The following is a 20,975-nucleotide window of genomic DNA, read 5'->3' as shown; positions in this document are numbered from 1 at the left end:
GTACAGTTTTGGGACGGGTTTTAGCGGGGGCCGTACAACTTTTGTATTGGCTTAATGTGGCAAACATATTTCTAGTGTTCTCTTCTCATAATAGGTGTACCAAGAGCAGGGGAGGTGAAAGGAAATGGCAAACGGAAGTAGCAATAACCTAGTTGTCTCCGGTGCTTCTCGCGCCCTCGATCAAATGAAATACGAAATCGCTTCTGAGTTTGGCGTTCAGCTCGGCGCTGAAACGACTTCTCGTCAGAACGGTTCAGTTGGTGGAGAAATCACCAAACGTCTGGTGGCCTACGCTGAACAGCAATTGTCGGGTCGTCAGAACTTCTAATCAGGATACCAGACAAAAAGGGTCCTGTTGAAGAACAGAGGAGCTACCACGAAGGTCATGTCAAATTGACTGGAGGGTGGCTCCTCTTTGTTTATCTTGTGAAGAACATCTCCAGACCGTATGCTTGATCATACAACCATATGGAATTCATCCTTGGCTGGATGAGTATCCAAACTAGAGGTGACCCATGCAGCGTCTGCAAAGAATTGCTATGCAGCTTATTCCAAGAAGTACAACAACGTATTTTTTGGGTAAATTTTCAAGGATGCGCCTGAGTCGAAAAGTGATTCCCTGGTATGTTCGCAAGTACCAAATCAATGTTTGGGAGCTCGACCGAAAAGTAGAAGATTACCCTAATTTGCACAGTTTTTTTTGTCGATCGCTGCACAGCTTTGCCCGACCACTGGCAAAAGAGGGACTGGTTTCACCTGTAGACGGATTGGTTACCAGTACAGGTCTAATTGACGATCAACAACAGTTTGAAGCTAAAGGTCAAATTTATTCTCTTTTTAATTTGCTCCATGATGAAGATTTGGCTCATCGATTGACCGGAGGTCAGTTTTGGGTGATTTATCTAAGTCCTCGCGACTATCATCGAATTCATATTCCTTATTCAGGGCTTTGGGTATCCCATCGTCATATTCCAGGCCATCTTTATCCAGTCAATTCGCTGGGCGAAAAGATGACATCGTTACTTTTTGCGAAAAATGAACGAGTTGTAACAGAATTTCGTGTCAATGACCAACATTTTTATGTGCTTGTTTCGATTGGTGCGTTTGGTGTCGGTTCCGTACGTTTGCGTCATATGCCGCGCATGCATCCATTCCGTCATCGTTTTCTTCACCATAGCGAATCTTTGTTTCAAGGAGCTGTTGAAGAATTGAAAGGAGAAGAGTTTGGTCGATTTGAACTTGGTTCTACGGTTATTTTGCTGACTTCTCCTGGTTTTGTGGTGAACAATCTCCAAACTGTCGGACAGCGAGTAAAAATGGGAAGCGTTTTGGCCAATGTAGGAATAGGAAATCGATAAGTTGGCGACCATGTGAATATAAATTTTCCGAGAGGTTTTCCAATTCACGGAGCTCAATTGGAAGAGACTGCGCTTGCCGAGAACGGACAAACATTGTAGAGTGTAGATGAACTGAGGGCTTGTCCAAATGGGACAGTCAGCGGATGTCGGTGTATGTTGCCGAACTTCATCTACGGGGTGAATGTATTCAGTGAAAATTTTGATTGCTGGTGGAGACGGGTTTTGTGGCTGGCCCACAGCGCTTTATTTTTCAGAGCGAGGTCATGAAGTAGCCATTCTAGACAATATGGTACGCAGAGAATGGGATGTAGAACTTGGCACACAGTCACTGACGCCGATTGCATCTATTGAAGAGCGTATTTCTGCTTGGAAAGAGATCACAGGAAAAACGATTACGCTTTTCCGCGGAGATTTGCAAGATTACGAATTTGTCCACGAATCCTTTAAAGCGTTTGAACCTGAGGCAATCGTTCATTATGGTGAGCAGCGCTCTGCACCCTATTCCATGATCGATCGGGAACATGCTGTTTTCACCCAGGTGAACAATGTAGTTGGCAATTTAAACGTGCTTTTTGCTATGAAAGAACTCGTTCCTGACTGCCATCTCATCAAATTGGGTACAATGGGTGAATATGGCACGCCGAATATTGATATTGAAGAAGGCTATATCCGTATTGAACATAAGGGGCGAGTGGATGTTCTCCCTTATCCCAAACAGCCATTTTCTTTCTATCATCTCTCTAAAGTTCATGACAGTCACAATATTATGTTCGCCTGCAAATCGTGGGGGATTCGAGCCACTGATTTAAATCAGGGAGTCGTATATGGACTGTGGACCGAGGAGACAAAACGGGATGAACGTCTTTACAACCGAATCGACTATGATGGAGTATTTGGTACGGCGCTTAATCGCTTCTGTATCCAGGCTGCCATTGGCTATAACTTGACGGTTTATGGAAAAGGCGGACAGACACGGGCTTTTCTCGATATTCGCGATACCTTGCAGTGTGTTGAATTAGCAGCGCTTCATCCGGCCGATCGCGGTGAGTTCCGTGTTTTCAATCAATTTACCGAACAATTTTCAGTCCTTCAATTGGCAGAGCGTGTACAACGTGTGGCTGCTGAGATGGGATTGACAGTGAGTATTGATCATTTGGAGAATCCTCGTGTAGAAAAAGAAGAACATTATTACAACGCCATTCATACAAAACTGCTTGATTTGGGGCTGCAACCTCATCTGCTCTCGGACGAGTTGATTCGCGACTTGATTGAGACAGCAGAGCGCTATCGCGATCGAATTCAAACAAATGTGATTGCGCCAACTGCGACCTGGAGGTAGGAACGAATGCGCATTGCGATGTTTACGGAAACTTTTTTGCCGGGGACGGACGGCATTGTCACGCGTCTTTGTGCAACGTTGGAAAAGTTGCATGCAGAAGGCCACGAGGTTTTGCTGTTTGCGCCTGAAGGTGCGCCAAAAGAATATGCCGGAGCAAAAATTGTTTCCTTGCCGTCAATGCGCTTTTTTCTCTATCCTGAAAAAAAGTTTCCCATGCCGTCCAGGAAAATCGGTGCACCTCTCCAAGAGTTTCAAGCTGATTTAATTCATACCGTCAATCCCGCATTCGTCGGTTTGTCGGCTATCTATTACGCATGGAAATTGCGCTTGCCGTTAGTCGCTTCTTACCATACGAATGTACCAGCTTACGCTCGTCATTATCATTTGGATTTTCTCGAACCGGCTTTATGGTGGTATTTTCGTACTTTGCATAATCGGGCTGTTCTTAATTTATGCACATCTAAAGCTACACAGGAAATATTGTTGGCTCAACGCTTTAAAAATGTAGGTCTGTGGGAACGCGGAGTTGATTTGAAGCTCTATCAAGAAACCTCTCCTTCTCCTGAAATGAGGCATCGTTTAGCGCCAAACGCGAAAGATACGGATAAATTGCTTTTGTATGTGGGCAGATTGGCTTCTGAAAAACGGATCGAACAGTTACTGGAGTGCGTGCAAGAGGACAAGCCGTATCATTTGGCCATCGTCGGTGATGGACCGCATCGTGCTGAACTGGAACGTTATTTTGCAGGTACACGAACCACGTTTGTCGGCTATTTGCATGGTCGTGAACTGGCGCAAGCTTATAAATCGTCTGATGCTTTTGTCTTCCCGTCCACGACGGAGACGCTAGGATTGGTACTTTTTGAAGCCATGGCAAGCGGTTTGCCGATTATTGCAGCAGACAGTCCACCTACGCGGGAAGTATTGGAATATGGAAAAGCTGGCGTTATATACAACAGCCAGCAGGCAGGGGATCTTTTGCAGAAAGTCAACCAACTGTTTGCAGATCGTGAGTGGAGAGACCATATCTGCTCCCACGCTGCACAGATTGCATCCGAGTTGGACTGGCAACGCCCAACTCGTCAGTTGATAGAACATTACCAGTCTGTACTTGGTATTCGGACGGCTCCGGTGCGTGCCATGCCGCTCAGTCGATCTTAGTTGCACTATACTGATTTGATTCGTCACATCATTCTATTTTCTCTCTTCAAGTGCGGTGCATAGGGGCCAGAGGGTTCCATTGCACCGCTTCTTCTATAAACTTTCCAATGGAAAGCAACTTTCTCTCTGAACCAAGCGGTCCTACCAACTGCAAGCCCACTGGCAGGCCATCCAAAAGCCCGACAGGAATACTGAGTGCTGGCAAACCGGTGAAGTTGAACGGTTGCGTATTGCGGTTAAGCAGGCTTCGCACGGGCATTTCATGGGAACCCACAAAAACTTTTGATTGACCAATATCCGTAGCAGGAATAGGAACCGTTGGCATAACAAGGACATCCACTATTGCGAATTTCTCCGTCATTTCGGCTGTAAATTCTTTTTGAAAATGCAGTGCATCTAAAAATTCAATCGCACTTAGCGATTTAGCGCTGTTCAAGCGATCACGCACATCATCTCCAAACAGGCTGTCGTTTTCTTGAAGTCGTTGTCGATGAAGAGCATAGGCTTCTGTGGTAATCAATACCCGCTGATATTCTTGTACTCTTTCTAGACCGGACAAAGATAAATCAATGCGTTTTAGCCATCGGGTTTCCAACACACGCAACAAGGATGTGATTTTGTCTACCACCCCAGGATGACAGCGATCAAAAAAATAAGGACGTATCACACCGGCGCGAATCGGTTCAGGAAGTGAGTAAGGGAGATAGGGGTGATCGTCTGGCGACATGCGCATAGCCTGTTCATGGGACGAAGCAGTGAGTAAACTCAGCATCCAGGCAGCATCGTCTACAGAAAGTGTCATTGGTCCAACGTGATCGAGCGATGGAGCAAGTGGGAAGACGCCTTCTTTTGAAATGAGGCCAAAGCTGGGTTTCAGACCGACGGTGCCTGTTAAAGCGGCGGGGATACGCACGGAACCACCCGTGTCTGTGCCAAGGGCGGCTAAACTCATACCACTTGCCAACGCCACGGCCGATCCGCCACTGGAACCACCAGCAATTTTAGAACGATTCCATGGATTGCGGACATGTCCATAGTGGATATTCTCGCTTGTCGTGCCGAATGCAAATTCGTGCAAATGTGTTTTGCCTATCAATAAGGCGCCAAGTTCTCGTAAACGGGCTACGCTTGGAGCGTCGGCGAGTGGCTGATGATGGGCAAAGTAACGACTGCCATAAGTGGTGGGCATATCCTTTGTGTGAAACAGATCTTTAATCGCGATAGGGAGTCCGGCCAAGGGAGGCAGAAAACTTCCTTGTGCTCGTTTTTTGTCCTGCTCTTGCGCTAATTGTAAAATATCTTCATTGATATACAAAAAAGCACGTAGTTGACTGTTGTGCGCATGAATCTGTTGAAGATGCGCTTCAGCCAATTCGCGCGCCGACAACTGTCGCCGCGCGAGTGCTTGATGTGCCTTGGTAAGCGTCCAATATTCGCCTGTCAATGAAAAAACCTCATTTCAAATCAATTCTTCAGGCCACTTCATTTCCTTATTTTCCCAGATTGCTCCCTGGGGGCCTGGATATAGTATTCATAGAAAAACAAGATTTTAATTGACTTTGATAATCAAGTAACCAGCCTTCTCTAATTGTTGAACTAGCAAAGGCAATTTGGGTGTTTTTTCTACTTTGAGTATCACTCTACGGTTGAGTGCCGACTCTTCAGCATCGAGAGCTACGCAGGTTACCACATTCAAGGATAAGCGATGCGTAATATTAAACAAACGTTCTAATGCACCTTCTGTTTCAGCAACACCTAACAGCAGGCGATCGGCAGGGATGTGAGTGGCGAAAGCCACGGATAGCGCTTTTTGTATGGAAGAACGTTTGACAATTCCGAGGAACAAATCATTTTCCACAATGGGAACAAAAGGCTGTTCGGTAATAATCTCAATGGTGCTTTCAAATGGATCTTCCAAGGTCAATGTTTTGACATTTCTAAGAATACAATGCGTTGCCGGTTGCTCGCAAAACTCTGAAAAACTGATATGATTTTCATGGGCAGCCAAAAATCCGTCAAAAATAGAACGCTTGCTAATCAGTCCGTGAAACTGCATGTTTTCATCTGCACAGGGTAAGGAAAGATGGGTCTGCAAGTGATGTAGTGCAGATTGAATCGTACTGTTGGGATGAACGATGGTCAATTCGGAAGCGTTGGTTAAACAATTGCGGATAAACAGAGGCTTCTCCTCCTTATGTGCTTTTCAGAATTATACTATGGGAGTTCCATTTCTAGCATCCATTTTTCAGAAGAATTAAATGAAAGCTTCTCAGACTTCTTGACTCGTTATGCTGACAGAGACAACAAAAAACCCGCGCCCGGGTAAGCGCGGATTTTTTGCGTGCCCAAAGCGATCAGCCTTGGGCACGTTTCTCTGGGAGAGGAGAAACCACAAGTTCGTGAGGATGGGGAAACCTCGCGCAACTCAGGTTTTCAACAGCCATCATCGGCTGATACTCTCATCCTAGACAGATGAATGATAAATTAAACGGCAAATAGGAGATTTTTTACACTTGGCTGCTTGTGGTAGAGTGGAGAAGTATGTAAGGATGGGTTTGTGAGAAAAACGTGATTTGCTGGAGGGGGGAGGAGGCGCTATGCGTGTCATTGCCGGGTTGTGGCGCGGACATCCTTTGCAATCGCCTCCCGGTGATTTTGCGCGTCCTACGACCGATCGCGTCAAAGAATCAATGTTCCATTTGTTGGGTCCGAGTTCTCCTCGGGATACAGTACTGGATTTGTTTGCCGGATCGGGAGCACTTGGCATTGAGGCTTTGAGTCGAGGGGCTCCTGAAGCTATTTTTGCGGATGTGCATCCGGTGAGTCTGTCTGTCGTTCGAACGAACTTGGCAAGACTGCGTGCAGAACAGAGCGTGCAGGTATGGAAATCGGATTGGCAGAAGACACTCTGTCGTGTGCTTCAAGAAGAACGGAAATTGTCTTGGATTTTTGTCGATCCGCCTTACGCAAAAGGCTTATGGCTGCCCATATTGGAATGGGTCGCCAGCCATCCTTTGCACTTTGCCAAAATGATTTTGGAAAGTCCCAAGCAGGTGCAACTCCCTGAACAAATCGGTCGAATTGAAATGAAAAAAAACCGCGTCTATGGCGATATCGCTGTAACCGTATATGAACCTGTAGCTATTGAAGAGATGGGTTGAGCAAGAGACAAGATGAAATGAAATAGGATAAACATGGAGTGAATTCAGGTGAAACGTGCAATTTATCCAGGCAGTTTTGATCCGCCCACCAATGGACACCTTAGTGTTTTGATGCGTGCTTTACCTGTCTTTGACGAAATTGTAGTGGCTATTATGGAAAACCCTGATAAACAACCGATGTTTACTGCAGAAGACAGGAAGTGGCTACTAGAGCAGTCGGTGCCCGCAGAAGTGAAGGGGAAAATTCGGGTGCGTTCGTATTGTGGATTGGTTGCTGACTTGGCAGGCGAAGAGCAGGCAGTGGCAATCATACGCGGTTTGCGTGACAGTTTGGATACTGACGCAGAACGCCGGATGGCACACATGAATGAGGCATTGTCCGGCATCCCTACACTTTTTCTCTATGCGACTCCGGAAACAGGGCATGTAGCCTCCTCTTTGATAAAGGATATCGTGAAACATGGTGGTAGGGTAGATGCGTTTGTTCCTGCTGCCGTTGCCGCCAGATTGCATCGTTCTCAATCATAAATGTCTGTGGGGTGACGATAGGGTGGGCATTGGGCTAGCCTTAGGCTCTGGTGGTGCAAAAGGATTTGCTCATGTAGGTGTTATCAAAGCGCTTGAAGAAGCAGGAATCACCATTGATTACATCAGCGGATCGAGCATGGGAGCCCTGATTGCAGCATTTTATGCGACAGGCATGCGCACTGTGTTTATGGAGCAGCTTGCCACCACGCTTCGTTGGCGTCACTGGGTAGATTTTACTGTTCCTAAAATGGGAATGGTAAATGGTGAAAAGGTGAAGCAGATGGTCCATATGCTCACCAAAGGTCAAAATATTGAACAGGCGAAAATTCCTTTAGCGATTGTTGCAACCGACTTATTAAGCCGACAGCGTGTTGTCTTTACCCATGGCAACATTGCCGAGGCGGTGCGTGCCAGCATTGCCATTCCTGGCGTTTTTGTTCCCGTGTTTACGGAAAACGCTGTGCTTGTAGACGGAGGGGTGCTCGATCGCGTTCCGATTGAAGCGGTTCGCAATCTGGGCGCTTCGAAAGTCATCGCTGTGGATGTTTCTGTAAATTCCCAGACCACTTTACCTCAATCCATGATTGATGTTTTTTTTCAATCTCTTGATATCATGCAGGAACAGGTCTATCAATCGGTACGCAGTGCAGCGGATATAGCGATTACGCCGCAACTGACCAGTATAGGGATTTCGCAGTTTTCGAAAGCAGCACTTGCGATTGATATTGGTTATCAGTCAGCAAAAGCGCAAATGGAAGAAGTTTTACGAGAACTGGAAAAGGATAATCATTGTGAAACGTATGATGGTGCGTCATAATTTCTAATGCTTGTACTTCGGCTCAAATGGATTGGAGTCAGTGCTGGGGTGATGGTCATGACTTTGGAGTTTTCTAGAAAAACATTGATAGACCAAAAAAGTCTTCTGATGGATGAGAGCTTTTCTACAAACCAGATGGTGGCGGCTTCTGAAGATGTATTGGAAGCCAAAGTGGCTGATGTCCATCTCTCTGTTTCGATGGTGGATAACTTTGCGAATGTGGCTGGTGCTGCCGATACTGAAGTTGAGTACCGCTGTGCGCGATGTCTTGAGCCTTTTACGGCTAGTTTGCATGCTCCAGTGGAAGAACGCTATAGCTGGAATGAGCAGGAAGCCAAACGAATCGATGCTGTTTATGCGCCTGATGATAAAGTTATATTGGATGACTTGGTGGAAGAATCATTATTGCTCGCCCTCCCATCGGTGCCTCTTTGTCGGGCTGATTGTCGCGGATTGTGCCAGGAGTGTGGGCAAAATTTGAATATGGCCGACTGTTCTTGTGAAAAGCGAAAAGTGGACCCGAGATTAGAAATTTTAAAAGACTTGCTTTCTTCCCCTGAATCAGAGTAAGATGTTGAACGGTAGTGGCAAGGGAGGTGTTGTACGTGGCTGTACCGCAACATAGAACGTCCAAGACGCGCAAACGTCTGCGTCGCACTCACTTTAAACTGACGGCTCCGGAAATTCAGCCGTGTCCGCAATGTGGCGAATATCGACTGACTCATCATGTTTGTAAAAATTGCGGCACTTATAAGGGCAGAACAGTGTTGTCCGTTAAGTAAAGTGTAAAAACACAGCTAGCCGACAGGCTGGCTTTTTTCATTTATCGGAAGATGATAAGGTCAAAATATTTCGGTTTTGCAATGATGACCTATCAACTCTCTTTCACTTGCGACGTCATTTTGTCAACAAACGTCTGTTTTTGGTGAAACTTTATACTTGTCAGTAGGTCTACAGGCAGTTAGCATTAGTACCAGTTATTAAAAAAATCAATATCAGTTAAGATTGTTGTCATTATCAACATAGAGTGTGTCCGGTACAGATGAACTTGAGTTCTACAATATCGACTGAGTTCTGCAACTCTTTGCCGACCACGTGTTAAAGGATGGATGGTAAACTGAAAAGGGTTGAGCGCCACGGACTCTTGAGGATGTATATTCAAAAACATCCCTTTGCCACGGATGAGCAATTGGCTGAACATTTTGGCGTAAGTGTGGCCACCATTCGATTGGATCGGCAAAAATTAGCGATTCCTGAAGCGCGCGAGCGTATTCGCCGTCTGGCAGAGACATCCCATGATGCGTTGCGCTCGCTTGATCAACAAGAAATCACTGGGGAATTAAAAGAGCTTCGTCTCAATGAATACGCGGTGTCAGAATTGACGATTGAAGCGCAGCACGTCTTTCATCGCTATCAGATTGCTCGCGGCCATGTTTTGTTTGCTCAGGTCAATTCTCTTGCGACAGCCATGGTGGATGCGGATATTGCAGTGACCGCCAAAAGCGAGTTGAGATTTGCCAATCCAGCTTATCTAGGGGAAACTGTGCATGCGCGGGTAGAAGTTGTGGCGAGACGAAAGCATGTATTGCGATGTTTTGCCGTTGCGCATGTAGAAAAGAAAATTATTTTGAAAGGTCAAATTTGGATGATTGCTGGTCCGGTATGGAATGCCTGAAAGTCCATTTCTAAATTATCAATGACTGTTGAAAGTATGGCTTGGCTTGTGAAAGTGAGGGAGATGTTTGGCAAAGCTTGTTGTCGATGTGATGGGGGGAGACTTGGCACCGCAGGCGCCTGTACAAGCTGTTTTAGATGCTGCCGCAAAGGAAATGCATACGGAGTATATCCTGGTTGGAGATGAAAAGAAAATTCGTGCAGTTTCTCATTCTTTTCCAGTCAATGTAACAATCGTTCACACCACGGAGCAAATAGACGGTACTGATGAGCCAGTGCGTGCTGTAAGGCGAAAAAAAAATGCCTCATTAGTTATAGCTGCTGAAATGGTGGCCGAAGGCAAAGCAGACGCATTACTGTCGGCAGGCAATACAGGAGCTATTGTTGCTGCTGGGTTACTGATTATTGGACGCGTACCGGGAATTTTACGCCCTGCTTTAGCTCCTGTCATGCCGACCTTTGATGGTCGAGGGGTATTGCTTTTAGATGCAGGCGCCACAATGGATGCCAATGAAGAAAATTTGCGCCAGTTTGCTTTTATGGGCAGCTATTATTCAGAAATGATTCTTGGCACAAGTCGACCGCGAGTTGGACTATTGAACGTAGGAACAGAGGCAGGGAAGGGAAATGCTTTGACGAAGGCAACCTTTCCGTTGCTGAAAAAATCGAATTTGCATTTTGTCGGCAATGTAGAAGCTCGCGATGTGCTCTCTGGTATTTGTGATGTACTGGTATGCGACGGGTTTGCCGGCAATGTGGTATTAAAATTGGCTGAAGGTCTAGGGCTTGGATTAGCTTCCGGGATTCGCTCTACGTTAGTTTCTTCTTTTCAGACCAAATTGGGCGCTTTGCTTGTAAAACCTCAATTAAAACAGTTTTTTCATCGATTTGAGTATTCAGAATATGGTGGCGCCCCGTTTCTTGGTGTTAATGGAGGATGTTTCAAAGCCCACGGCAGCAGCAATGTACGCGCTTGGTACGTGGCACTTGGGCAGGCACAGGCATTTGTGGAAAAGAACTTGCTAGGGAAATTATCGGAGGCATTTCTGAATTTAGAGGAAGTTTGAACGAGATGAAGACATTTTAGGAGGATGGTATAACGTGGGAGTGCGTGCAAAAATTTTAGGCACTGGTTCAGCGGTGCCTCAGCGAGTGCTTTCTAATGCGGATTTGGAAAAGATGGTTGATACATCCGATGAGTGGATTGTAACAAGAACAGGTATTCGAGAACGTCGCATTGCAGAAGCAAACGAAGCCACTTCCGATTATGTGGCCAAAGCATGCGAAAGGGCGCTTACTGCAGCTGGGGTTGATGCGTCGGAAGTGGATTTGATTGTGTGCGGCACGGTCACTCCTGACATGATGTTTCCTGCTACAGCTAATCTCGTTCAAAATGCTATTGGAGCTAAAAAAGCAGCTTCGTTTGATTTGTCTGCTGCTTGTAGCGGTTTTCTTTATGGATTGTCGCTTGGTGCTTCTTTTATCGAAAGTGGCCACTTTTCTTATGTGCTTGTAGTTGCGGGGGATTTGTTGTCAAGAATTACTGATTACGAAGATCGTTCTACTTGTGTGCTCTTCGGTGATGGAGCGGGTGCTGTGCTGCTTGGACGCGCCGAAGAGAGTGAAGAGGCTGGTATACTTGGTTTTTCGCTTGGCTCAGATGGGTCGGGCGGGCATCTTTTAAACATGCCTGCAGGTGGTTCGCGAATTCCTGCTTCAGCAGAATCTGTGGCAGCGCGCTTGCATTATCTGAAAATGCAAGGACAGGAGACATTTAAGTTTGCTGTCAATGCGATGGTCAGTTCTACAGAAGAAGTGCTAGAAAAAGTTGGATATCAGAAAGAAGATATTTCACTACTTGTCCCTCATCAAGCCAATATTCGGATTATTGACGCGGCGCGGCGCAGATTCGGATTGCCGGAAGACAAGGTGATGGTCACTATTGACAAATACGGCAACACTTCCGCTTCTTCCATAGCCATAGCTTTAGATGAGGCTGTTCGCGAAGGTCGTGCAAAGACTGGGGATTTGGTTGTTTGTGTTGGATTTGGTGGCGGATTGACTTGGGGATCAGTAGCCATTCGTCTCTAAAACAGTTGTATGACCTAGATAAACAGGTTGTGTAGTTTTTATTTTAAGAAAGGTAAGGAGTGCAGAAGGATGACGGTTGGATTTGTCTTCCCAGGACAGGGTGCCCAGACAGTGGGCATGGGTAAATCACTGATAGAAAACTATCCTTTAGCTCGCCAGACGTTTATTGAGGCGGATGAAGCACTCGGATTTTCGCTGACCAAGCTTTGTCTGGAAGGACCTGAAGAAGAATTGCGCCTGACCTATCATGCTCAACCAGCATTGCTTACAGCAGGTGTAGCTGCTTGGAGAGTTTTTCAGTCTCAATCCTCTATTCGGCCAGTTGCAGTTGCAGGACATAGTCTTGGTGAATATACCGCTTTGGTAGCGGCAAACATGCTGCCGTTTGCTGATGCTGTGAAACTGGTTTATCATCGTGGACAATTGATGAACGAAGCTGTACCCGCTGGACAGGGGGCTATGTCAGCGGTGATGGGCCTGGAAGAAGAGGAACTGGCGGCCATTTGTGCAGAAGCGTCTAACGGATCGGACGTAGTGGAGTTAGCTAATTTAAATTGCCCTGGCCAGATTGTTATTTCCGGAACCCAAAAAGCAGTCAGCAATGCATCTGAACTGGCAAAACAGCATAAAGCGCGCCGAGTTATTCCGTTGGTTGTTAGTGGACCTTTTCACAGTTCGTTGATGCGCCCTGCTGCTGCAGCGTTTGATAGCTTGCTACAAGAAGCCCCCTTTAGAGATGGTGACGTCCCCGTCATTGCCAATGTAGATGCTGAGCCATATCAAACTCCTGATGCTGCGAGGAAAGCGCTGTCGCGTCAATTATACTCTCCTGTGCGTTTTGTGGATGATATTCATACCATGGTGAATTTAGGTGTACAGACGTTTGTGGAGTTTGGTGTGGGAAGCGTGCTGAGTGGACTTATTAAAAAGATTGACAAAAATGTTCGCACGCTGCGCGTAGAGGATGAGCCTTCTTTGCATGAGACATTGCAGGCATTAACAGAGTGATGCTGTCTCGTAGGAAATAACATCTAGTTTAACTTGAGCCGTTTTTGGCTATGTAGGAGCAGGTGAGCTATGTCTAAAGTTGCTTTAATCACAGGAGCCTCGCGTGGAATTGGAAGAGCGATTGCTTTGGAATTTGCCAAGCAAGGTGCGCAAGTTGTCATAAATTACGCGGGTCACCTTGAAAAAGCTGAGGAAACTGCACATCTCGTACAAGCGGCAGGTGGGGAATCTTATCTTGTGCAGGCTGATGTCAGCCGTCCGGAAGAATGTACAAAACTAGTGCAAACAGCAATCGAAAAGTTTGGGAAATTAGATATCTTTGTTCATAATGCTGGTATTACACGCGACAATCTTCTCTTGCGCATGAAGGACAAGGATTGGCAGGAGGTTCTGGACACGAATTTAAGCAGTGCGTTCTATCTGGCGAAAGAAGTTGCCCGTCCTATGATGAAAGCACGCAGTGGAAGAATCATTTCTATTGTTTCCGTAGCAGGAATTTCGGGTAATGCTGGACAAATAAATTATGCGGCCTCTAAAGCAGGGCTCATTGGTTTTACCAAATCGCTGGCGCGAGAGTTGGCTCCTCGCAATATTACTGTCAATGCGGTTGCGCCAGGTCTGATTGAAACTGATATGACCCATGTGTTAGGCCAAGCAACACTGGAGAAATTGAGTGCGTCCATTCCACTCGGGCGCGCGGGAAAACCGGAGGATGTGGCTGGAGTGGTAGCCTTTCTTGCCTCTGAGGCCGCCGCTTATATGACAGGGCAGGTTCTGCATGTCGACGGCGGAATGGTCATGTAGTATACTCTTTCGCGGGAGGTGATAGCATGTCTGACGTTTTCGAACGAGTAAAGACCATCATTGTTGACCGTCTGAGTGTTGACGGGGCCAAAGTGACTCCGGAAGCTACTTTTAAAGAAGATCTTGGCGCGGATTCTTTGGATGTTGTAGAACTTATTATGGAATTGGAAGATGAATTTGATATGGAAATCTCAGATGAAGATGCTGAGAAAATTACAACAGTTGGCGACGTTGTAAACTACATCTCCTCCCACCAATAATTATGGAGTGAAGTGGTGTGATACGGAGTCCCGCGCAATTGCCGGGGCTTTCTGTTATATACAGAGGAGGTGAAGCTGTGCAAAAACGTGTAGTTGTAACAGGTCTTGGTGCAGTTACCCCAGTCGGTTCAACCGTGGAATCTTTTTGGCAGAATTTGCTTGCGGGCAAATCGGGAATCGGTTTAATCGATCGTTTTGACGTGAGTGAGTATCCAGTAAGAATTGCTGGACAGGTCAAAGGCTTTCAGGCGGAAGATTACATTGAGAAAAAAGAAATTCGTCGCTTTGATATGTATGCACAGTTTGCGGTCGGTGCTGCTGTACAGGCTCTCCGCCAGTCTGGTTTGCAGATTACGGAAGAGAACGCGGCCCGCGTAGGTGTTTACATTGGTTCCGGTATTGGCGGTTTGCAGACCATGCTTGAAAATTACAACGTTCTGCGCGATCGCGGTCCTAAACGAGTATCTCCATTTCTTGTACCTATGATGATGATTAACTCTGCAAGTGGCCAAATATCAATTATGTTTGGGGCTAAAGGTCCCAATTTGGCCCCTGTTTCCGCCTGTGCGACAGGTACACATGCTGTGGGCGACGCCTACAAGATTATTGCTCGCGGTGCTGCCGATGCAATGATATGCGGCGGTGCAGAAGCTACAATCTGTGATTTAGCGCTGGCCGGTTTTGCCAATATGAAGGCACTATCTACACGAAATGACAGTCCTGAGCAAGCGAGTCGACCTTTTGATGCTCATCGTGATGGATTTGTGATGGGTGAGGGTGCTGGTGTTTTGGTTCTGGAATCCTTAGAATCAGCTAAGGCCCGCGGTGCAAAAATTCTGGCAGAAGTCGTTGGCTATGGTATGTCTGCAGATGCCCATCATATTACTGCCCCCGATCCGGTTGGATTTGGAGCGTCTTTGGCGATGCAAGCAGCCCTCGATGATGCTGGGTTGCGTCCAGAAGATGTAGACTATATTAATGCTCATGGTACATCTACCGATCTGAACGACAAATTAGAAACCATGGCTGTAAAAGCAACATTCGGAGAATACGCTTACAAATTAAGTATGAGCTCCATTAAATCTATGACAGGACACTTGCTTGGCGCCGCTGGCGGCGTTGAAGCTGTGGCCAGTGTCATGACCATCTTAACCGGAATGATTCCACCTACTATGAACTATGAAACCCCTGATCCAGAATGCGATTTAGATTATGTGCCCAACAAGGCACGTGAGCAGGCGGTGGATACGGTCATGTCCAATTCGTTTGGATTTGGTGGCCATAATGCCTCGATTATTATCCGCCGTTTTATGGAAAACTAAGTTTATAATGCCTGGAGAGGTTCATTTACCTTTCCAGGCCACTCAATAACCGAACAAGAAAAAGGACGGGATGTTGAGGGACAGTCACTTGCTCTATTTGTGAGCGCCTGTCCCTCAACATCCAGTAGGGGAAGGTCACCAAGATGAAAAAACATACAGGCGATACTTTACAACGAGATCGTTCCACTCGTGATCAATCTTTAGGAGAACTGCAAAAAAAATGTGGTGTAGAGTTTCGAGACACGCAATTATTGCTTCAGGCTTTTACGCACGCTTCTTATCGCAATGAACATCGAAAATCTCGTTTAGGTGACAATGAACGGTTAGAGTTTCTGGGTGATGCAGTTTTGGAATTGCTGATCAGTGACTACTTATATCGACAGTACCCTGATTTGCTTGAAGGACAACTGACGCGTATGCGAGCTAGTTTAGTTTGCGAGCCTTCCTTAGTTCGTTTTGCGAAAATACTTGAATTTGAAAGACATGTGCGGCTTGGCCGTGGAGAGGAACGTTCAGGCGGACGCATGCGTCCTGCTTTACTTGCCGATGTTTTTGAAGCTTTTATCGGCGCACTCTATCTCGATCAAGGAATAGAAGCTTGTTGGAACTTTGTTCAGCAACATATGTTAGCTCATTTGGATCAAGCCACATTGGGTACAGATTACAAAACATTGCTTCAAGAGTGGGTACAGCAGCATATGCAAGGCGAGATGGTGCGCTACGTAACAATTGAAGAACGCGGACCAGCGCATGCGCGCGAATTTGTGGTGGAAATTTTGATTCGAGGCGAACAGTTTGGTATGGGGACTGGGCGTTCCAAAAAAGAAGCGGAGCAGCAAGCGGCTCATGTAGCTTACGATCATCTGGTCCGTTCATCAGGCGGTGTGCGAGAAAATGTTTCTCAAACGGATTGATTTGATAGGATTTAAATCGTTTGCCGATAAGACGACGTTGGAGTTTTCCCCTGGACTGACGGCGGTTGTAGGGCCCAATGGCAGTGGCAAAAGCAATGTGGCAGACGCTATTCGATGGGTGCTTGGTGAGCAAAGTGCCAAATCTTTACGCGGCAATCGTATGGAAGATGTTATTTTTGCTGGCAGTGAAACGCGACGTGCCGTGAATTTTTGTGAAGTTTCACTTACGCTGGATAACGAAGATGGGCACTTGCCTGTTTCATACAAAGAAGTTAATATCACACGCCGTGTCTATCGTTCAGGGGAAAGTGAATATTTATTAAATCGACAGCCTTGCCGTTTAAAAGATATTTTAGAACTTTTTATGGATTCTGGGCTTGGCAGAGAGTCTTATTCCATCATTGGTCAGGGACGTATTGAAGAAATGCTCTCGACGCACCCCGAAGATCGGCGTGGCCCTTTTGAAGATGCGGCAGGGATTGTTAAATTTAAACATCGCCGCAAGGAAGCGGAGCGAAAACTGGGGGAGACAGATGCCAATCTCACCCGTATTGACGATATCATTGCTGAGTTGGAACGGGAGGAGCGGCCGCTTGCTGTCGAAGCTAAACGTGCGCGCGAATATCTGGATATTGAGGCTGAATTGAAGACAACTGAAGCTCAAATTCTCATGCACGACATCGATAGTCTTTCTGAGCAACGAAAGCAGTTGGCTGCCGAATCGAGTTCTTTGGTGTCCCAACGTTCTGCCGCCAAAGATCGGCTTCGTGAATCAGAAGAGCAACTGAAGCATGAAAATCTTCAACTGGAACAAAAGCAAGAAGAAATGGAAATGGTTCAAGAGCAGCTTGCAAGACTCACAGCGCAACGTGAGGAATGGACTCGCGAGGCAGCGGTCTATCAAGAACGACGCGTTCATCTGCTCGCAGCTCAAGCGGATCGGCAAAATCAAGTAGAAGAGGCGCGTCGTGAATTAAATCAACTGGCGGAGCGTCAAAAGCATATAGACTTGCGCCAGAGTGAAATCGCGGCAGATTGGGCGCAAATGCGTCAAGAAGAGCGGACGCTTTCAGCCTTGGTATTGACGGAAAACAGGACAAAGCTAGAGCGAGAGCTGGAAGAACTGAATAACCTTTATATTACATGGCATCAAGAAGCTGCTACGGCGCGCAATATCTATCGTTCTTTACAAGAACGGGATGCCGCCGATAGCAAACAGCGAGCTTGGCTGGTGGCCGAGGCAGAGCGTTTGGACAAGCTTCGCCAAGAGGCAAAAGAGATATTAGAAGCTAACAAGGTTATGGCGGCAAAAGAGCGTGAAGGGCTCGCTTCCATGGATCAGCGTTTATCGGAAGTTTCGCAACAATTTCGCGAGCTAGGTAAAGAAGATAGCCGATGGAAAGAAGAACGCCAGCGTTTGCGTCAGGAACTGGCGGCCTTACAATCACGTGTTGAATTATTGAGTGATTTGGAATCTGGCTATGATGGTTACGCGCTCGGGGTAAAAACGGTGCTTCAGGCGAAAGATGCCGGGCGTTTAGAACATATTTATGGTAGTATAGCCAACCTCATCAGGGTTCCCAAAGAGTTGGAGTTAGCCATTGAAACCGCACTGGGTGGAGCAGTTCAAAATTTGCTGGTGGCTTCAGAAGAAGATGCGCGACGGGCAATTGAGTATTTGAAGCAACGCCATGCGGGTCGAGCTACGTTTATGCCGCTTTCTGTGATTCGAGGTCGTTACCTTTCTGAGGAAGAAGCGGCCATTGTTAAGCAAGATGAGGGCGCGCTTGGTGTGGCCAGCCAGTTGCTTCAATATCACTCAAATTACGAACAGGCGATTGCTCATCTTCTTGGCAATGTTGTAGTGGCGAAAACTTTGGTAGACGCCAATCGTTTGGCGCGTAAGCTGCGCTATCGGGTACGGTTGGTGACGCTTGAAGGTGATGTGGTAGCTCCAGGTGGCTTGATGTCAGGTGGTAGCCATGCACGAAAAGGTCCTGGATTGCTGGGACGTACTCGTGAAAAACAGGAAACCGAAGAACGACTTGCAGAGTTGCAGGAAAAAGAACAACAGGCAGGAGCAGAACTAGCCCTTGTAGAGAATCGCATGCGTGAAATAGAACGATTGGGACAGACGCTGACCAAGGAACGTACGGAAATAGCCGAACGTTTGACGGTGGCCGAAGCATCCATTCGTGATGCAGAACTGCGTTTGGTCAATGCGGAAGAAAAATGGCAAGCTGTGCAATTTGAAATAGAAGAAAGTAAGGAATCAGACGAATTGCGCCGTACTCGTCTGCAACAGGCAGCTGAGAAAGTCGAAGAGACGGAAGCACGTATTGAACAAGGTGAACAGCAATTAACAGAAATTCGCAAAAAAATTCAAGATTGGGATCAAAATGCTCAACAAACGCAGGAGCAATTGACTGCTTTGCGAGTCCAAATGGCTACTCTTGAACAGGAGAAGAGCGCCAATCAGCAGCGTCTTCAGGAATTGTCAGGAGAAAAGGCAAAATTAGAACAGCGCTTGCAGACGGCAGACAAGGATTTAAGCGAGTTTGCTGCCTTACTTGCCCAACTTGCCGAGCGGGAACAAGAATTGCAGGAGCGTCTGAAAAATTCATTTCAAGAAAAAGAAGAGATAGAGCATCGCATGCTCTGGTTGCGCCAGGAACGTCAAGTTTTAGAGTCTTCTTTGCGCGTCAAGGACAAAGCAGTCCATGAAGCGAGAGCTGCTTTAGCAGCTGTGGAAGAGCGGACTCATCGCTTGGCAGTGCTTGAAGAGCGCACAGATGCAGAATTGCGCCATGCCCTCGAAAAGTTGGGTCAACAGTATGAGATGACTTACGAGTGGGCTATCTCTAAACTTGAACGTCTGGAGAATGTGGAGAAAGCCAGGGAAACGGTACGCAACCTTCGTTTAAAATTGCAATCCATGGGTCATGTGCGAGTGAGTGCCTGGGAAGAGTGGAATCGGTTAACAGAGCGTCTGCAATTTTTGCAATCGGAAAGAGATGATGTTCTTGCAGCAAAAGCGCAATTATTAGATGTCATACAAAATCTTGATGAGCAGATGCAAGAACGGTTTCAAGCAACTTTTGAACAGATTCGCTCTGAATTTCAGATTGTATTTCGTCAATTGTTTCAAGGTGGACGAGCAGATTTGCAGTTGACAGATCCAGAGCATCTGTTGACAACAGGTATTGAGGTTATCGCTGAACCACCAGGGAAAAAATTGCAGAGTCTCAATTTGCTTTCTGGTGGTGAACGAGCTTTGACAGCCATGGCGTTACTTTTTGCCATTTTGCGTGTTCGACCTGTGCCATTTTGTGTTCTTGATGAGGTGGAGGCTGCTCTCGACGAAGGCAATGTAGGTCGTTTTGCTCAACAACTGCAAGCTTTCGCCGCAGCAACACAATTTATTGTTATCACGCATCGTCGCGGTACTATGGAAGCCGCTGATGTGCTATATGGTGTGACCATGCAAGAATTAGGCGTATCCTCCATGGTGAGTGTGCGCATAGCGGAAGACTGGGAAGATGAACCAGCCTAAACTTTCTTGAATAGTCAAGCTTATGGGCCAGAGAAATGAGGGATAATGTGGGTATTTTTGAACGATTTAAGCAGGGGTTAAAGAAAAGTCGAGGAGCGTTGTTTGGCAGATTAGGCCACTTGTTTTCTTCCAACAGATTGGACGATTCTGTCTATGAAGAGATGGAAGAAGCTTTTTTGGCTGCCGATATGGGTATGGAAACCTCGCTTCAAGTAGTCGAACGCGTTCGTCGATTAGCTCGAGAAAATAAAATTCAACAACCATCTGAACTTCCGCCTTTAATGGCGCAAGCGCTCACTGAAGCATTGGAGAAAGTTGATCCAACACCATCTGTAGCAGCGGACGGACCTACACTTGTTTTGGTTGTCGGTGTCAACGGTGCTGGTAAAACAACTTCGATTGGCAAGTTGGCTCACTATTATAAATCGCAAGGGAAAAAAGTATTATTGGCTGCAGGAGACACATTCCGAGCCGCCGCAACGGAACAGTTGGTCGCTTGGGGCGAGCGTGTTGGTTGCGATGTAGTGCGTCACGTGGCAGGAGCCGACCCGGCTGCAGTCGTTTATGATGCCATTCAGGCGGCCAAGTCGCGCAAAGTGGACTTTATTCTTTGTGATACGGCAGGTCGTTTGCAGAATAAAGATCACCTTATGAAAGAATTGGCTAAAATCTACAAAGTTGCTTCCCGGGAACTACCGGGATCGCCTCATGAAGTTTTGTTAGTGTTGGATGGAACGACCGGGCAAAATGCCATCTCGCAAGCAAAAGTATTTCGCGAAGTGGTTCAAGTCAGTGGCATTGTGTTAACCAAGTTGGACGGCACAGCCAAAGGCGGTGTGGTTTTGCCGATTGTACAGGAACTAGGCATTCCTGTGAAATGGGTTGGGCTTGGTGAGAGCAAGGAAGATCTTCAACCTTTTTCAGCGCGCGCATTTGCGGAGAGTCTTTGCGAGGCAGAATAATGTTGTCAAGGTGAGGAGGTTGA

21 protein-coding genes are annotated in these 20,975 nt (G+C 46.7%); 19 read left to right on the top strand and 2 right to left on the bottom strand.

The genetic code is table 11. The annotated features are described in order from the left end of the window. Window positions 1-124: 124 nt before the first annotated feature. The 4 genes from FY534_RS09025 to FY534_RS09010 all read left to right on the top strand — a co-directional run bounded on the left by FY534_RS09025 (window position 125) and on the right by FY534_RS09010 (window position 3,858). On the top strand, window positions 125-328 hold the full coding sequence (locus FY534_RS09025; RefSeq protein ID WP_072873814.1) for an alpha/beta-type small acid-soluble spore protein: 204 nt from the start codon (window positions 125-127) through the stop codon (window positions 326-328). A gap of 187 nt (window positions 329-515) precedes the next feature. Then, window positions 516-1,358: an archaetidylserine decarboxylase gene (gene asd, locus FY534_RS09020; protein ID WP_203114356.1), complete on the top strand. Its 843-nt coding sequence runs from the start codon at window positions 516-518 to the stop codon at window positions 1,356-1,358. A 190-nt stretch (window positions 1,359-1,548) separates the two neighbouring features. Then, a complete protein-coding gene (locus FY534_RS09015) occupies window positions 1,549-2,697 on the top strand; it encodes an NAD-dependent epimerase/dehydratase family protein (protein WP_072873816.1) in 1,149 nt (382 codons plus the stop codon). Between the two features lie 6 nt (window positions 2,698-2,703). Then, on the top strand, window positions 2,704-3,858 hold the full coding sequence (locus FY534_RS09010) for a glycosyltransferase family 4 protein (protein WP_072873817.1): 1,155 nt from the start codon (window positions 2,704-2,706) through the stop codon (window positions 3,856-3,858). Window positions 3,859-3,904: 46 nt separating this feature from the next. Here FY534_RS09010 and FY534_RS09005 read toward each other — a convergent pair whose 3' ends face one another. Beyond that, window positions 3,905-5,302 (bottom strand): amidase, encoded by a 1,398-nt coding sequence (locus FY534_RS09005; protein ID WP_203114355.1) that lies wholly within the window; start codon window positions 5,300-5,302, stop codon window positions 3,905-3,907. 105 nt (window positions 5,303-5,407) lie between these two features. After that, on the bottom strand, window positions 5,408-6,001 hold the full coding sequence (locus FY534_RS09000) for a CBS domain-containing protein (RefSeq protein ID WP_129583543.1): 594 nt from the start codon (window positions 5,999-6,001) through the stop codon (window positions 5,408-5,410). A gap of 454 nt (window positions 6,002-6,455) precedes the next feature. On the opposite strand from FY534_RS09000, the gene rsmD reads away from it, so the two are divergent. The 15 genes from rsmD to ftsY all read left to right on the top strand — a co-directional run bounded on the left by rsmD (window position 6,456) and on the right by ftsY (window position 20,952). Further along, on the top strand, window positions 6,456-7,019 hold the full coding sequence (gene rsmD, locus FY534_RS08995) for a 16S rRNA (guanine(966)-N(2))-methyltransferase RsmD (protein ID WP_203114354.1): 564 nt from the start codon (window positions 6,456-6,458) through the stop codon (window positions 7,017-7,019). A 48-nt stretch (window positions 7,020-7,067) separates the two neighbouring features. Beyond that, entirely contained in the window at window positions 7,068-7,547 is a 480-nt protein-coding gene (gene coaD, locus FY534_RS08990) for a pantetheine-phosphate adenylyltransferase (protein WP_072873821.1), read from the top strand. Next, a complete protein-coding gene (locus tag FY534_RS08985) occupies window positions 7,495-8,364 on the top strand; it encodes a patatin-like phospholipase family protein (RefSeq protein ID WP_083574150.1) in 870 nt (289 codons plus the stop codon). Before coaD ends, FY534_RS08985 begins: the two co-directional genes overlap by 53 nt. 57 nt (window positions 8,365-8,421) lie before the next feature. Next, window positions 8,422-8,934 carry a YceD family protein gene (locus FY534_RS08980; protein ID WP_203114353.1) on the top strand — a complete coding sequence of 171 codons (513 nt, stop codon included), beginning with the start codon at window positions 8,422-8,424 and terminating at the stop codon, window positions 8,932-8,934. A 35-nt stretch (window positions 8,935-8,969) separates the two neighbouring features. Next, window positions 8,970-9,146 (top strand): 50S ribosomal protein L32, encoded by a 177-nt coding sequence (gene rpmF / locus FY534_RS08975; RefSeq protein ID WP_072873823.1) that lies wholly within the window; start codon window positions 8,970-8,972, stop codon window positions 9,144-9,146. Window positions 9,147-9,469: 323 nt separating this feature from the next. Continuing rightward, window positions 9,470-10,039: a transcription factor FapR gene (gene fapR / locus FY534_RS08970; RefSeq protein WP_072873824.1), complete on the top strand. Its 570-nt coding sequence runs from the start codon at window positions 9,470-9,472 to the stop codon at window positions 10,037-10,039. A 67-nt stretch (window positions 10,040-10,106) separates the two neighbouring features. Further along, window positions 10,107-11,105, top strand: a complete 999-nt coding sequence (gene plsX / locus FY534_RS08965) for a phosphate acyltransferase PlsX (RefSeq protein WP_203114352.1) — start codon at window positions 10,107-10,109, stop codon at window positions 11,103-11,105. Window positions 11,106-11,139: 34 nt separating this feature from the next. Further along, the gene (locus FY534_RS08960) at window positions 11,140-12,129 is read left to right on the top strand and encodes a beta-ketoacyl-ACP synthase III (RefSeq protein WP_304503211.1); all 990 of its coding nucleotides are present in this window, start codon (window positions 11,140-11,142) and stop codon (window positions 12,127-12,129) included. Window positions 12,130-12,198: 69 nt separating this feature from the next. After that, window positions 12,199-13,137 carry an ACP S-malonyltransferase gene (gene fabD, locus FY534_RS08955; protein ID WP_072873826.1) on the top strand — a complete coding sequence of 313 codons (939 nt, stop codon included), beginning with the start codon at window positions 12,199-12,201 and terminating at the stop codon, window positions 13,135-13,137. A 69-nt stretch (window positions 13,138-13,206) separates the two neighbouring features. Continuing rightward, window positions 13,207-13,941 carry a 3-oxoacyl-[acyl-carrier-protein] reductase gene (gene fabG / locus FY534_RS08950; RefSeq protein WP_072873827.1) on the top strand — a complete coding sequence of 245 codons (735 nt, stop codon included), beginning with the start codon at window positions 13,207-13,209 and terminating at the stop codon, window positions 13,939-13,941. A 26-nt stretch (window positions 13,942-13,967) separates the two neighbouring features. Continuing rightward, window positions 13,968-14,201, top strand: a complete 234-nt coding sequence (acpP, locus tag FY534_RS08945) for an acyl carrier protein (protein ID WP_072873828.1) — start codon at window positions 13,968-13,970, stop codon at window positions 14,199-14,201. Window positions 14,202-14,278: 77 nt separating this feature from the next. Continuing rightward, entirely contained in the window at window positions 14,279-15,523 is a 1,245-nt protein-coding gene (gene fabF / locus FY534_RS08940; protein ID WP_203114351.1) for a beta-ketoacyl-ACP synthase II, read from the top strand. 143 nt (window positions 15,524-15,666) lie between these two features. Beyond that, window positions 15,667-16,437 carry a ribonuclease III gene (gene rnc, locus FY534_RS08935; protein ID WP_072873830.1) on the top strand — a complete coding sequence of 257 codons (771 nt, stop codon included), beginning with the start codon at window positions 15,667-15,669 and terminating at the stop codon, window positions 16,435-16,437. Then, a complete protein-coding gene (gene smc, locus FY534_RS08930) occupies window positions 16,418-19,990 on the top strand; it encodes a chromosome segregation protein SMC (protein ID WP_203114350.1) in 3,573 nt (1,190 codons plus the stop codon). Before rnc ends, smc begins: the two co-directional genes overlap by 20 nt. Window positions 19,991-20,025: 35 nt before the next feature. Continuing rightward, the gene (ftsY, locus tag FY534_RS08925) at window positions 20,026-20,952 is read left to right on the top strand and encodes a signal recognition particle-docking protein FtsY (RefSeq protein ID WP_370541524.1); all 927 of its coding nucleotides are present in this window, start codon (window positions 20,026-20,028) and stop codon (window positions 20,950-20,952) included. Window positions 20,953-20,975: the final 23 nt, after the last annotated feature.

Source organism: Alicyclobacillus sp. TC, from assembly GCF_016804365.1.
Taxonomy (GTDB): Bacteria; Bacillota; Bacilli; order Alicyclobacillales; family Alicyclobacillaceae; genus Alicyclobacillus_I; species Alicyclobacillus_I tolerans.
This window is presented reverse-complemented; position numbering and strand designations above follow the sequence as displayed.